The sequence below is a fragment of the Mucilaginibacter sp. SG538B genome, from assembly GCF_013376065.1.
In the GTDB taxonomy this organism is placed as follows: domain Bacteria; phylum Bacteroidota; class Bacteroidia; order Sphingobacteriales; family Sphingobacteriaceae; genus Mucilaginibacter; species Mucilaginibacter rubeus.
On sequence record NZ_JABMJI010000001.1, the window covers coordinates 1,262,125 to 1,274,249 of the forward strand.

The window sequence follows — 12,125 nt, forward strand, 5'->3', positions numbered from 1 at the left end:
GCTCACGATTGCAACATGCCAAAGAAACGTTATTGCTGGGCACGAAGCAATGCCAAACTCTACAAAGCGGTTTGCAAATCGGGATCGTTTCGTGCTTCCATGTTTTAAACAGCTTTTACATGTAATATGGCAGTGGACTATAGCGGGCTGTCTTCATAAAATTCAGCTCTTATTTGCAATAAGATAGCTTCAGCTTTTTGCAGGTCCGGTTTGTTGGGCAGGGTAGAGGTTCGATAGAGTTCATTGATTTGCTCCATTTTTTCGTCAACCATATTCATCAGTTCATCAAATTTAAACTCGCCGTTGCGGATTTTTAGCAGGAAATCCCTGTCCGGCCGGTTTACGATTACCTGGCCGTATTGTGCTATTTCTCCGGCCATATTGAGCAGGCGAAAAGTGTGCATCATGTTTTTGGCATCGTAGCTTTTGCCGTGCGATAACGTGCTTTGATAGCGGGCCTCATTTCTCTTTGCTTCCCATTCGCGGTACTCCTTATACTCTTTACAGTATACCGAATAGCCATCTTTATTAAAGTTCATCACCGCTAGATGTTCTACTCCTTCGGGTACCGGACTCAGTTGTACATCATCAGAGTCGGCACCAGATATTATTCCCCTGAAGTAGCCTGCTTTCAATTGTTTTTGGTGATAAAGCAGGTATACATCCCTGAAATGATCCAGGTTTACCAGGCCGCATTGCTGCTGCTGAAAGTTGTTTACCTGAAGCCATTCCTTTAGCGTAACACTGCCATTATCATGGATCACATAACAAAAATCCAGCACTGTCTTACGCGCCTCGTCTATTGGTTTGTTGATCTTTTTGTTTAAACCGCGGGCCTTTTTTATTTGCGAATGTGCATAACCTGCAAAGGTATCCAGACAAAGTTTCGACAGAAAATCTTCCGGCTTTATAAAGTCCATCAACGGGTGGCGGTACAATACAAATTGGCCGGGTGTGCTTAACAACTCCAGTATGTTGGGGTTGTTTTTGGTAAGCAGTTCCAGAAAACGCCTGATTTCAAAATAAACCTCATCGTTAGTATTATTGGCAACCTGATCGGTTTGGGTAAAGCCATACAATTGCTTTTGAGGCATGATAAAGATACCTTTCTTGTCCGTATCTGAGCCTTTAACGTTGAGATTATAAGCAGTGCTCCCGCTGATACAATCAAGCAGGAGCAGTTTCGGGTTTTGTTGCAGATCATCAAAGGTCATTACAGTATATATTTTCTGAACAATTGGTTCAATTCATCCGGCTGTTTTCTGTCTGAAGGAAGCAGCGGTAGCTGCTGCTGGCAATAAGCAAGCGTATCCTCCAGCCAGGTTTGCAATAGCGGTACCGGTTGTATCAACGTTTTTTCATCGGCCATTTGCTTCTGAACAAGCAGGTAATCTACGGTATCCTGAAAATGTGTGTCGCTTATCAAACGTCTCAATTTACTAAACTCCATTGGCGGCACTGTTTTGCGGTCCACTATCCAAAGACAGGCCAATGTTGATCTTAGAGCATAAAAGTAACGTTTCAGTTTTACTTCGCTGCCCTGCAGATCATCACGTAAGGTGTTAAAAACCAATGATGAATAGTGATTAGCTGATGCCCTTGGTGAAAAATATTCCGGCATTACGCTTCTTATGTCAACGGTAAAATCACTGCCTTCCCGGTAAACTATGGGCGATTGTATCCATTCAAACAATGATATGTTTGATTTCAGGAATAGCTTCAGCACCTTGCGTATATCCCAGCCTCGTATATCCAATACATCATTTATCGGTAGATCTATAAAATCGGGCATATCTGTTATGCCGAGGTAATAGTTTACAGGACGGGCGTATATAAAACGCACATCAAAATCACTATCGGGCGAGGCAAAGCCCCAGGCCCGGCTTCCGGACTCACAGGCGTAAAGTATTTTTATGTTTTCAGACTGCTCCACTTCAAGCAGCTTTTGTAATATAGTTTCAGTCATGAGATTTAATGTTAAAGTAAAAAATGAAAGAGCTACAGGTAGCAGGTGTATTCCGGATTCGAACCGGCACTCATGTATTGCTACATGTTTTCAACCATCGAAGTAGCACCCACTTACGGCATCTTTCATTACTTACCCCCGAAGGGTGAAGTTTTTTTGTTTAAAATCAGGGAGTAAAGAGCGATGAATGGTAGCGCTTGGCTTGACAGGCGAAGTAACGCTTACCAACGGCATCTTTATTCCTGATTGCAACAGGTTTAGGTAAAAGAAATTTATGAACAACAGGCCAAAGGCAATGGCTAACAAGTGGTTCAGTCGTCCCATGCTCCAAACTGTCTGAGCTACCTTAGCTTGCGGCTAAAGGCCGGATTTTTACCGGCGACCCTGGGGTTAAAAAGCGAAGTAATACTTATTTACGGCACTTTAACCTGTTGTTCATTTTAAAAATAAGGGCTACTGTCAACATACGTTCAGCAATGCTGTTTTCTGCTCTAACCAACTGAGCTACTCCGGGTTGCTCCGGAAGCCGGGCTCGAACCGGCGACACGAAGTAGCGCACATTTACGGCACCTTATTTATTTTCAATATTTTAAAGGAGGGTAAAAATCAATAAGTCTCTTTTTCTCCCGCTCGTAGACAAGCCCGACAACGGGTCCGTGACGAAGTATTACTTATTTACGACACCTCCTTTTATAAAGAGCAAAGGTCGGCAAGAGACTTAGGGGACTTGCATGCGAGGACTCGAACCTCCATCACGGCTTTCGCCACAATGCCCTCCCCATTATTGGCTGCGAAGTAACCCTTGCCTACGGCATCTTTATTTTTTAAATGCAGGGATGTTAGCCTCCCTGCACGTTTATAAATCTATATTGTTAATAATGTTCAGCGCCGAGCTCCCGTTTTCAATTGCTGCTAACACATCAAAAACTTTATCGCTCCAGCCTGCAATTAAATGCACATCGTTTTGCAGTAACTGCAAAGGTACCTGTCCATAGCCCGCCAGGTCAAACAGGTACAGTTTTGCCTGTGGTGCAATGTGTTGTTTGTAGTAAACCCACTGCTCCTGGATATGGTTGCTACCTCCGTTACTGTTCCACAATTGGCAATCGGTAAATAACATTACCTTATCCATTTGTACGCGGCGGGTACTCAGGTCATGGATAACCAGGTAACCATTGGTAGAGTAACCCACTTCACCTTCGCGGCGATAAAACTCCTGCACGTTGCCCAAAATGTTGCCGCGTGGTACAGTAATGGTCTTCCAGCGGTCACCAAACATACCTACCTCCACATTTTTACAACGCGATTGCAGCAGCATCGCCAGCATTAAACCAATATCGTACAATAGTACTTTTGACTTAGCCGAGATCGGTTGCTGCATGGATCCGGACACGTCGCAGGCCAGCAATACACGGGTATTTTCATCAAAACCCCTGATATTGGCTGCGCTTGCCTGTACCGCTTTTTCCAATGCATCCAGCAGTTCTCCGGTGTAGCCTTTGTTGCCAGTTATAGCTGCTTTGGCTGCCCTTGCAATGTTTTGCACCGCCGAGGTTGGCGTTATCAGCTCACGGTAAGCAGCCAGGTAGCGGAATGGAAACTGTTTGGCTTTAGCCACCTGTTCGCCGTCGGCAATGGTTGCGCATACTTTTTTAAAGTGTGCATAGCTTACGCCTGCATCCTGTATATTGCGCAGGTTACGCAGCAAGGCCATATAGCCAACTTTACCGCTATCAATCAGTTCTTCCCATTTGGCGCGGAACGCTATTGCTTTTGCTTCAGCACTGTCAAAATTCAGCTGACCAAGGGCCGAGAGTTCTGTTTCCCAAGTGTAAGGCGTTTGCAGCTCGTTTGTGGCTATCTTGTTAAAGATCAACTGCTGCAGCTCATCTTTAGCACGTGGGTGCACCAGGAACAAAGCGTCGCGCATTTTAATAGCGCCATCGCGGTTATATTTAGCAAACTGGTATTCGTCAAAGCGGTTAAAAGCCTGTGATAAACCTTTTTGCATTTGCTTTGACAAGCGGTTGAGCTTTTTAGTGCCCTTACGCTGGTTTAATGTTTCGTAGCAGGCCAGCAGCTCGGTGATCTCATCTGCGCGACCGATAACCCCGTCGGTAACCCGGGCAACCAGATCGTTGCCCGAGTGCAGCTTAGCCAATTCGGTAACCAGCACCAGCGGTACCGAACGCATATACATTTTGGTACGTGCATAAACTGCCAGTTTACCAACAAATACCGGGTTGCATTTAGCTATCAAATTACGCAGGCGCTCCATACGTGCCTGGTCTTTTTCATAAAAGGTGTCGTTTAAGCTCCAGGTTACTACCGTGGTGTACAATTCCAGTTCGGCACTCATGGTAAAGGCTTTTGCACCTTCATGGTTTACCGTTTTGGTTTTTACTCTGCTTAACAGGTTGAATTTCATTTTGAACCTCCTTTATTTTGTTTTGTTGATACAAAGGTTAGAGGCTACTGCGCAGTGTATTTGCGCAGTGAAAAATATTTTTATTTTTTTTGAATTTATTATTACGCTGGGCAGTTGTTAGCTTCTTACAACCTTAAAAAAGTGGGCATAAACGAAGAATATTTTAGGTTTTCAACTTTCGGTGCGCAAGCCAGCGTTAGGGATTGTAGTGTAAAGCCCACAGCGAGGGGTGAATTGTGGGTCGGAAAGGCGAGGACTTGCAACGGAAAGCCCGGGCCGTAGGCAACGCCATTGTCCGAATCAGAATTTACATAATTTGAGAATTGACTGAATGCTAAACTAATTGAAAAAGATCTTAATCCCTTAATTGGGAGATGATATAAACAAATCCGAAACCGAAAATTCCAAAAATTCCAAATCCGAAATCAATTATGGCGTTACCTGCGGCCCGCGCTATACGCTCATACTGCACAGGTATTAGCCACATTGGCCGGTATCCGCTACTATCGCTAACGCGGAGCTTGGGGTAATTCAAAAAAAAATATTTTTCATAATTATTTTTTAATTTAAATATTGTTTGTATAATTGCATCATGAAAACAACAATATGTATACAGTGTCCATCACCCATACTGATTTATCAGAGGAGATAGCTGTGTATATATAGTAAGTATATAACAACATTAAAAAATCCTCTTAGATAAAAACTAAGGGGATTTTTTGCTTTACAGGGTAGTATATCAATTGGTCAGATTACCACATTTGGGATGTGGAGGCTCCCGGTTCAAGTTCGGGTTACCCTACTGATTTACAGCTGGAAATATAGCTCAATGGTAAGAGCAGCACCCTTATACGGTGTCGGTTAAAGGTTCAAGTCCTTTTATTTCCACAACATGGCCGGTTGCCCGAGTGGTTCAAGGGAGTCCTCTGCAAAAGGAATGTCCGCAAGTTCGAATCTTGTACCGGCCTCTTTTATTTTTGCCTGCGTAATAGCATTACGCCCGGGCCTTAACTTTCATAATCCCGGCGCAGAGCCGGGTATGGATAACTATTGTTTTTACTTATTTAATAGTATTTTTTATGATATATGCTGAGTATTTCTTGGCTTCTGTGATGGTTGATGGAAGTTATAAGTCTCAATAAGAATTGCGCACCTTTGGCCTTTCTCAAAACCAGGGGCTTTTGATCTTAATTAAGGCAATATCTATTTAAAACAAATGTTGAGACAGGCAGTAGAGAAATTAAGGGGGAATATGGTTTTGGAAAGGCTTAATATTTCCTCGTCAAATACATCCACAGATTATTTGCTGATAACTGGTTTATGTACTATCGAAGTCTTGCTCATGGTTTGTTGTATCTTGTACAAACGGGTGGCCATTTGAAAACGCTCTTTATAACCTCGTTTCAAGCCTTCTTTCAGAAGTTCAATCTCGGCCTCACTGAGTGTTTGCCTGTTTGCCTCCATATCGTGGCTAATAAATTTATGAAAAATAAGCTGTATGATGAAATTCGAAAAGGCCGTTGATAAGCAAGACTTACGAAGTTTCCAAAACTTCGTAAGTCTGTAAAAAATTAAATCTGTGAGTAAGTTGTTGGCATCAGCATAGTTGACGTTATTTTGCTCACCAGCAGCGCATCGGCATATTCGGGCATAGCGCTGATTTTTTTCCATTGCGGATCACTACCAAAAGCTTTCCAGTGAGCATTCTTGGCATCAAGGTCATCAAAGGTGATCATATAGGTAAGATTAGGCCTTTGTGAACCTATTACGGTTTCACCCCAAAAAACGGGCTTGAAACCGAGGCGTTTAAACACATCTATTTCGCCTTCATCATTAAACATTTCAATTTTCTTTTTACCTGCGGCTTCAGTTGCGCTTTGATACTGCCTCAACTCAAAGATCCTCGTTTTATTTTCGGGTGCTTCCAAGTGCGGCATGTGTACAAACGCTTTTAACAAAGAGCTTTCTATCCGTTCATAAGCCGGGGCAGCGGCCGGGGCATTAAGATAAGCAGCGCCTTTGGCCTGCAGTTCTGGATCGCCGGCGAAACTATCGGCCACTGCTGCGAAATGGGCAAGACTGTTAAACTGCACCAGCACAAAAAGCCTGGTTTGGCCTTCGGGCTTCATTTCGGTAAATACCCCTACATGTTTTACACCTAACCGGTTGAAGGCCGGTATAGCAGTATCTTTCAGGAAATCCTCTACCAGTTTTTGCTGTTCCGGATTTTTAAGGTTGTATACCCTTAGTTCATAGTATTCGGCAGCTTTGGGGGAAGTTTCTGTAGCTTTGCTCATGGCAGGTAAAACAGTTGCGGTTACACCGGTTAACAGGGTTGATTTAACAAAGGAGCGCCTTTTCATAGCAGGTTTGATTGTTTGGCTAAGATAGGTTTTTCGGCAAAAAACAAGTGTCACATTTTTGTTTTGAGGGGAAATCCGGTGCTTAAGCATCATCCGAATGTATTATTAAACAGTGCAGGCGGATTCGATTTTGGACAGCCTGCAAATTTCTCTAATTTGGCTTTCCTGCTTTTTGCAGATTATTTTTAATTATGAGCCAGCTAATACTACCCGCCTCCACTTTTGATTTTATGAGGCAACTGAAACAGAACAATAACCGCGACTGGTTTGCCCAACATAAAGAGGCATATCAACAGCAGCTTGAACTGGTGGAGGCTTTTACTGTCGGGCTACTGAACCTGCTCAATACGCATGATGTTATCGAAACGCCCAGCGCAAAAAAGGCCCTGCACCGCATCTACCGCGATATCCGTTTTTCAAAAGATAAAACGCCTTTTAAAACTAACTGGAGCGGGAATTTTAAACGGGCGGGAAAGCATCGCCGCGGTGGTTATTATTTTCACCTGGAACCGGGCAATACATTTATAGCAGGTGGCTTTTGGGCCCCGGATACGCCCGATCTTAAGCGGATCCGCGACGATATCGCTTTTGATGCCTCGCCGTTGAAGCAAATCATCGGCAGTAAGGAGTTTACAAAAACTTTTGGTGTTTTGGAAGGCGAACAGCTGAAAACCGCACCCAAAGGTTATGCTGCAGATCATGAAGCTATTGAGCTGCTGCGTTACAAACAGTTTTTAGTAAGACGGCGCTTTACAGATGAGGAGGCTTTACGCCCGGATTTCATCATAAAGGCTTCTGATACTTTTAAAAATATGCGCCCCTTTTTTGATTATATGAGCGATGTGCTCACTGCAAATGTAAACGGCGAGGAAGATTAACTATTCGTGCCTTGTTGAGCCGTCATTAGCCTCGGTGATCTTGCTGAGGTTGTAATGCATTTGCCCGTTATGTTCTTCGCCTTTAATAAGACCTTTATTATAAAGGCTGATAAGAGTGGTTTTAACCAGTGCGGCGACCTGTTCGTTCACAATGCCGGGCTGCAGGGTTTCCAGTTCTTTCAGTACACTGTCTGCCGTACCTTCGCCAATTTGCGCCAGCGCATATATGGCTTTATTTTGCTGGGTATCCAGTGGATCAAAATGTGAAGGGATGTGCAGTGGTTTATATTCTTCCCTGAATTCTTCGTCGCTTAATGTCATCGTAGTAAAACTTATAATAACACTACAAACGTTATTAAAGTTTGTGTGACATTTTTAGCTAAATCCCAAAACAATAAACGCGGGCTTGCAGCCCGCGTTCTGTTTTCTTATAGAAAAATAGTTTTTAAACTGTTGAAGGGCTTCTGATAATGCCAAGTAAAAATGAAATTACGGCAATTACCAATAAAGCATGGATTAAACCTGTTGCCGAATAGGCAAACACACTGATCGCCCATCCTATTATCAGGATAACTGCGATGATATACAATAGTGATCTCATAGTTTGATGTATTTAGTTTGTTATATATAACACTTTAAAAATCGTGCCATAATTCAATCTTTATTGAAAAATATTATTTATATTGAAAGTAAATTAATTTTATCGAAATAAGGATTATGGCATCCCTCTTGCTATATCTTGATGCTGCACTTAACGCTACATATGAAACCATTCTTTATTACTATAGCTAAAAATTTAACTCTTCTTATAATACCGGACAGTGATGCACATGCAGACGGTCACCCGGTGTTAACCTATACTTATAGTATTTATCGCCGCGATAAATCAACTTTAGGCAAGCTTAACCAGCCTGATAAGCTTTTGCAGGTAAATAAAAAGAATAATCCCGATTACCTGGGGTATATTACTTTTGAGCAACCCGGAAAAGTTTTTAGTTACGTTGCCGACGGCGAAAATGAGCTATCGCCCGATGAGGTATTGGAAGTGATTGAGGAGATCAATCATTTCAGGGATACGCCGCAATTGTGGATTATTTAAATTATGTATAAACGCGGACAAACGCGAATGCGCTAAATGATTTTTAGCGCATTCGTGTTTTGTGGGAAATAGCAGAGCGTAATGCTTATTTCTTAGTTGGAGGTATCAACTGCATAAAAGTTACAATGCTGCTGGCCTCATATGATTGAATATCGCCGGTTGGGGTAGGCACGGCGTAATTACGATAAGTAAGGTTCCTGCCATCGCGGTTTTTCCAGCCGGTGTTAACGTTGGTTTGGATCCAGCTCAGGTATTGACTCTGGGCACCCTCGTTGATCAGTTGCACTATATATTGCGCGAAAATAGCTTTCAGAACACCCTGTTCGTTAAAATCCCCTTCGGCAGGTAATATACCGTTGGTGCACATATTGTTTTTTACATAATCGGCATATAGTTTGGCGTCGTTAAGGTAAGCTGCATTGTTGGTTTGTTTGTATAAGGCCATGGTTGCACCAATAGCGGTACCAGAATTATAGGTATAGTCCTGACCACCCGGAGGGTTGTTGCCTATTTTGTTATCGTTCACTTTGCCCGATGCATCCACCAAATTAGTTTTCGACCAGGCATAGATAGACTTGGCCTTATTAAGATAAGAGACATCCTTAGTGATATTATACAATTTCATAGCTGCTATAACGGTAGGGAAGTTGATACATGAGTTTTTTCCGCTGTGCTGAAAATCCCAGAACATGCCGCCATCTATAGGGTCATAAGAGCCGTTCCAAACCCTGTCGAACCCGGATTTTGCTTTTTCAAGATAAGTGGCATTGCCGGTAAGCTGGTTGGCGCGCGCCAGGGCAATAACCCACCACATCATATCGTCATAAATAAACCAAACGGTGGTGTTGTTCCAGTTGTAGCCATCGTAATGATTATAATTACCCTGGTATATATCGCCAATGCGGGTAAGCTGTGCAGGGGTTTTGGTACGCTCATAAACATTCATGGCCATATCCCAGTAAATAGCCTGCGTCCATATAGCTGCAACGCCATCTTTTTTAGTGGTGCTGAAATATAGTTTATTATTTGAATCGTAAAAGGCGTTATTGAATGCTGTATAGGCAAGATCGGCATCGGCGCTGCTAAAACCGGTACTATTATCGGTTGGGGTAGTCGTATTTGTATCAGGCTTCGATGCAGCGGGTGTTACTTCTTTGCCCTTACTGCAGCTTACTATTGTAATAAACAAACTTAGGACTAAAAAGCAGATAGGTTTTTTCATAATTATAAATGTTGGTTGGTAACGGGTTTGGCTATGGTTGGTAGTGTAATAAGGTTTTTAATTATTGGTTAATTGATCACTTACAGGGCAATTATAGGCCAAAAAATGTGTGCTAACTAAGGTTTTAACCAACAAAAAATCATTAACCCAATTTTTAACCGTGATTTTAACCGGTTAGGGGGGCGTTTTTACGTAAGACATAATAAACTTCGTCATGTTGAACTTGTTTCAACACCCCATTTGCTAAGACGGCGGCAAAGCAAACGTTTATTGAAATTGCTGTTTTTTGTGGTTAAAAGCTGAGTGATCTGCACGGCGAATACCTCAGGGTCCTCTGCGAGAGACCCTGAGGGGACAAGAACGCTCTGTATACTGTGGAGATGTCGTTTTATCTTACCCTTGCGCGGGTTTACGTTTTGCGGCAGGTGGTTTATTTTCCTTTTTCTCTGGCGAAGGTACCGCCGCGGCGGCCGTCGGAAGCTGAGGCTTATGCCCGTGTACCAGCCGCTCATGCATGAAGTGTGTAAGCTTATGATGGAATGGTACCAGCACGGAGGCCAGGCATACCAGGATCACCAGTTCAAGTACGGGTAAATGGTTACTGAGGCGCTGCACAAAAGGATGAATAAACAGGGTTAGAAATTCAAAAGCCAGCAGCAGGCATAACACACTCATAAACTCAATCACCTTGCGGTGGGTACGGCTTTTGCTCAGCAGCAACACCACCAGGAAAAATGTGGGGATAAAAACAGCTATGCCTACCATTTGCAGATTAATTATCCGGGCCTCTTCTTCGCGGTGCTTTTCTTCGGCAATTTCTTCCTGCCGGGCTGCTTCGTTAAAACTTAAGGTTTGGATCTGCTTAATTTTTTCCGCATTGAACATACTGTCTTTGGCGGCGAGGGCGGTTTTTAAATAAAGCAGTTCAAGGTGCTCATTTTTGCCCCGGTATACATCGGTAAGCAGGTTGCTGGCATGAAAAATCCCCTCGGGATATAGCGCGGCTTTTGCGGCATTAAGGGCCAACGTTGCATAATGGATGCTTGAATCGGCCATACCTTTTTGCTTATAGAGTTGTGCTACGCTGTTATAGCTGTCGGCAAGGCTGTTTTGGTCGTTTACTTTTGCAGCATAACTTATACTCACCCGGTAATAATCAAGCGCCAGGGCGGTGTGTCCCATTTTATAGTTAATGTCGCCTAAAATGGATAAGGTGTTAGACATGGTAGCCGTATCTTTCAGGGTTTGCTTTATGGCATAAGCCTGCATCTCATAGTTTAAAGCCGAATCAACCTTGTTAAGCTTGATGTAGCAGTTGCCGATATTGGCCAGAATAATCCCCAGGCGCGCTGTTTCATGCAGTTCTTCAGCAACAGCTTTAGCCTTAAAATGGTAGGATAGGGCTTTTACGTTATCCAATTGGTCGGAGTAAACGATGCCTATATCGCTGAGACTTTTTAAAATACCCAAACGGTCGTTAATTTCTTCGCGTATTTTTAGTGAGTTGAGTAAAAAAGAAAGTGCCTGGTCATACTTGCCATTTTTCCATAAAACCACACCCAGGCGGTTCATGCAATCGGCCTCGCCTTTTTTGAACGAGAATTTGCGGGCCAGCTCAAGCCCCTGCTGCGCATAAATCAGCGCGCTATCAGGCCGGGTGGCCTGCAATTGTAAGCTTAATTGGCGTAATGGTTCAACACCCGCGGTATCATTTTTATGCCGGGCCGCTTCTGATCTTAACCGATTTAATATGTTTTTTTGAGCATAGGTATCCGTGGCGATGCCGGTTAAAAGGCATACGCAAACCATTCCCTTTAGTATGTGGTTTAGCATAAATTATAAAATAAAACAAAGCCCCCATTTTAGGAAGGGGATAGATATACAGGGCAATGGTACCAGCCGGATAAAACAGTTTCCTAATTATCCATCGAAGGTTCTTCAGCTGCATTATCCGGGTCGGGCGAAGCTACAAATCCGTCGGCGGCTTCGTCTTCGGGCTCAAGGCCCGTTTCATTATCAGCAAATCCCATTGAGGTATTTTTGTCCCTAAAACCCATAGAGGTGTTTTTGTCGAATGCTTTGGTTGATGTACTCATGGCTTTAATGTTTAAAAATCAGTTTGAGTTCAGTTAATTGCTAAACGAGCAGGTATATAAATATACATTTATA

12 protein-coding genes and 3 tRNA genes are annotated in these 12,125 nt (G+C 43.1%); 5 read left to right on the forward strand and 10 right to left on the reverse strand.

The window, feature by feature from the left end:
- Nucleotides 1–137: 137 nt before the first annotated feature.
- From FHW88_RS04995 to FHW88_RS05005, 3 genes are all read right to left on the reverse strand, one after another.
- A complete protein-coding gene (locus tag FHW88_RS04995; RefSeq protein ID WP_176623614.1) occupies nucleotides 138–1,214 on the reverse strand; it encodes a DNA polymerase beta superfamily protein in 1,077 nt (358 codons plus the stop codon).
- Nucleotides 1,214–1,966: a DNA polymerase beta superfamily protein gene (locus FHW88_RS05000; protein WP_176623616.1), complete on the reverse strand. Its 753-nt coding sequence runs from the start codon at nucleotides 1,964–1,966 to the stop codon at nucleotides 1,214–1,216. The genes FHW88_RS04995 and FHW88_RS05000 overlap by 1 nt, the downstream gene beginning before the upstream one ends.
- 856 nt (nucleotides 1,967–2,822) lie before the next feature.
- Nucleotides 2,823–4,394, reverse strand: a complete 1,572-nt coding sequence (locus tag FHW88_RS05005; RefSeq protein ID WP_176623618.1) for a TROVE domain-containing protein — start codon at nucleotides 4,392–4,394, stop codon at nucleotides 2,823–2,825.
- Nucleotides 4,395–5,122: 728 nt separating this feature from the next.
- Here FHW88_RS05005 and FHW88_RS05010 point away from each other — a divergent pair.
- The 3 genes from FHW88_RS05010 (at nucleotide 5,123) to FHW88_RS05020 (ending at nucleotide 5,362) form a co-directional block, all read left to right on the forward strand.
- Nucleotides 5,123–5,196, forward strand: a tRNA-Pro gene (locus FHW88_RS05010).
- A 13-nt stretch (nucleotides 5,197–5,209) separates the two neighbouring features.
- Nucleotides 5,210–5,282: transfer RNA gene (locus tag FHW88_RS05015), tRNA-Ile, on the forward strand.
- 6 nt (nucleotides 5,283–5,288) lie between these two features.
- Nucleotides 5,289–5,362, forward strand: a tRNA-Cys gene (locus tag FHW88_RS05020).
- Nucleotides 5,363–5,693: 331 nt separating this feature from the next.
- Here the strand turns inward: FHW88_RS05020 and FHW88_RS05025 are convergent.
- Together FHW88_RS05025 and FHW88_RS05030 are read right to left on the reverse strand one after the other, a co-directional pair.
- On the reverse strand, nucleotides 5,694–5,858 hold the full coding sequence (locus FHW88_RS05025) for a hypothetical protein (protein ID WP_176623620.1): 165 nt from the start codon (nucleotides 5,856–5,858) through the stop codon (nucleotides 5,694–5,696).
- 107 nt (nucleotides 5,859–5,965) lie between these two features.
- Nucleotides 5,966–6,757, reverse strand: coding sequence for an NIPSNAP family protein (locus FHW88_RS05030; RefSeq protein ID WP_176623622.1), 792 nt, complete (start codon nucleotides 6,755–6,757; stop codon nucleotides 5,966–5,968).
- Nucleotides 6,758–6,948: 191 nt separating this feature from the next.
- Here FHW88_RS05030 and FHW88_RS05035 point away from each other — a divergent pair, with 191 nt between their 5' ends.
- Nucleotides 6,949–7,635 (forward strand): DUF2461 domain-containing protein, encoded by a 687-nt coding sequence (locus FHW88_RS05035; protein WP_176623624.1) that lies wholly within the window; start codon nucleotides 6,949–6,951, stop codon nucleotides 7,633–7,635.
- Here FHW88_RS05035 and FHW88_RS05040 read toward each other — a convergent pair whose 3' ends face one another.
- On the reverse strand, nucleotides 7,636–7,956 hold the full coding sequence (locus FHW88_RS05040; protein WP_176623626.1) for a hypothetical protein: 321 nt from the start codon (nucleotides 7,954–7,956) through the stop codon (nucleotides 7,636–7,638).
- A 124-nt stretch (nucleotides 7,957–8,080) separates the two neighbouring features.
- Nucleotides 8,081–8,236, reverse strand: a complete 156-nt coding sequence (locus FHW88_RS05045) for a lmo0937 family membrane protein (protein WP_112652139.1) — start codon at nucleotides 8,234–8,236, stop codon at nucleotides 8,081–8,083.
- 162 nt (nucleotides 8,237–8,398) lie between these two features.
- Between FHW88_RS05045 and FHW88_RS05050 the strand changes: the two genes are divergently transcribed.
- On the forward strand, nucleotides 8,399–8,734 hold the full coding sequence (locus tag FHW88_RS05050; RefSeq protein ID WP_090524273.1) for a hypothetical protein: 336 nt from the start codon (nucleotides 8,399–8,401) through the stop codon (nucleotides 8,732–8,734).
- A gap of 85 nt (nucleotides 8,735–8,819) precedes the next feature.
- Here the strand turns inward: FHW88_RS05050 and FHW88_RS05055 are convergent, their stop codons facing one another.
- The 3 genes from FHW88_RS05055 to FHW88_RS05065 all read right to left on the reverse strand — a co-directional run bounded on the left by FHW88_RS05055 (nucleotide 8,820) and on the right by FHW88_RS05065 (nucleotide 12,052).
- Entirely contained in the window at nucleotides 8,820–9,956 is a 1,137-nt protein-coding gene (locus FHW88_RS05055) for a glycoside hydrolase family 76 protein (protein WP_176623628.1), read from the reverse strand.
- Nucleotides 9,957–10,349: 393 nt separating this feature from the next.
- Nucleotides 10,350–11,789, reverse strand: a complete 1,440-nt coding sequence (locus FHW88_RS05060) for a tetratricopeptide repeat protein (protein ID WP_176623630.1) — start codon at nucleotides 11,787–11,789, stop codon at nucleotides 10,350–10,352.
- 83 nt (nucleotides 11,790–11,872) lie between these two features.
- A complete protein-coding gene (locus FHW88_RS05065; RefSeq protein ID WP_176623632.1) occupies nucleotides 11,873–12,052 on the reverse strand; it encodes a hypothetical protein in 180 nt (59 codons plus the stop codon).
- Nucleotides 12,053–12,125 lie beyond the last annotated feature (73 nt).

Excerpts from the sequence above, each read along its gene's own strand:
- FHW88_RS04995 (WP_176623614.1), bottom strand. The coding sequence starts at position 1,214 with ATGACCTTTGATGATCTGCAACAAAACCCGAAACTGCTCCTGCTTGAT.
- FHW88_RS05000 (WP_176623616.1), bottom strand. The coding sequence starts at position 1,966 with ATGACTGAAACTATATTACAAAAGCTGCTTGAAGTGGAGCAGTCTGAA.
- FHW88_RS05005 (WP_176623618.1), bottom strand. The coding sequence starts at position 4,394 with ATGAAATTCAACCTGTTAAGCAGAGTAAAAACCAAAACGGTAAACCAT.
- FHW88_RS05025 (WP_176623620.1), bottom strand. The coding sequence starts at position 5,858 with ATGGAGGCAAACAGGCAAACACTCAGTGAGGCCGAGATTGAACTTCTG.
- FHW88_RS05030 (WP_176623622.1), bottom strand. The coding sequence starts at position 6,757 with ATGAAAAGGCGCTCCTTTGTTAAATCAACCCTGTTAACCGGTGTAACC.
- FHW88_RS05035 (WP_176623624.1), top strand. The coding sequence starts at position 6,949 with ATGAGCCAGCTAATACTACCCGCCTCCACTTTTGATTTTATGAGGCAA.
- FHW88_RS05040 (WP_176623626.1), bottom strand. The coding sequence starts at position 7,956 with ATGACATTAAGCGACGAAGAATTCAGGGAAGAATATAAACCACTGCAC.
- FHW88_RS05045 (WP_112652139.1), bottom strand. The coding sequence starts at position 8,236 with ATGAGATCACTATTGTATATCATCGCAGTTATCCTGATAATAGGATGG.
- FHW88_RS05050 (WP_090524273.1), top strand. The coding sequence starts at position 8,399 with ATGAAACCATTCTTTATTACTATAGCTAAAAATTTAACTCTTCTTATA.
- FHW88_RS05055 (WP_176623628.1), bottom strand. The coding sequence starts at position 9,956 with ATGAAAAAACCTATCTGCTTTTTAGTCCTAAGTTTGTTTATTACAATA.
- FHW88_RS05060 (WP_176623630.1), bottom strand. The coding sequence starts at position 11,789 with ATGCTAAACCACATACTAAAGGGAATGGTTTGCGTATGCCTTTTAACC.
- FHW88_RS05065 (WP_176623632.1), bottom strand. The coding sequence starts at position 12,052 with ATGAGTACATCAACCAAAGCATTCGACAAAAACACCTCTATGGGTTTT.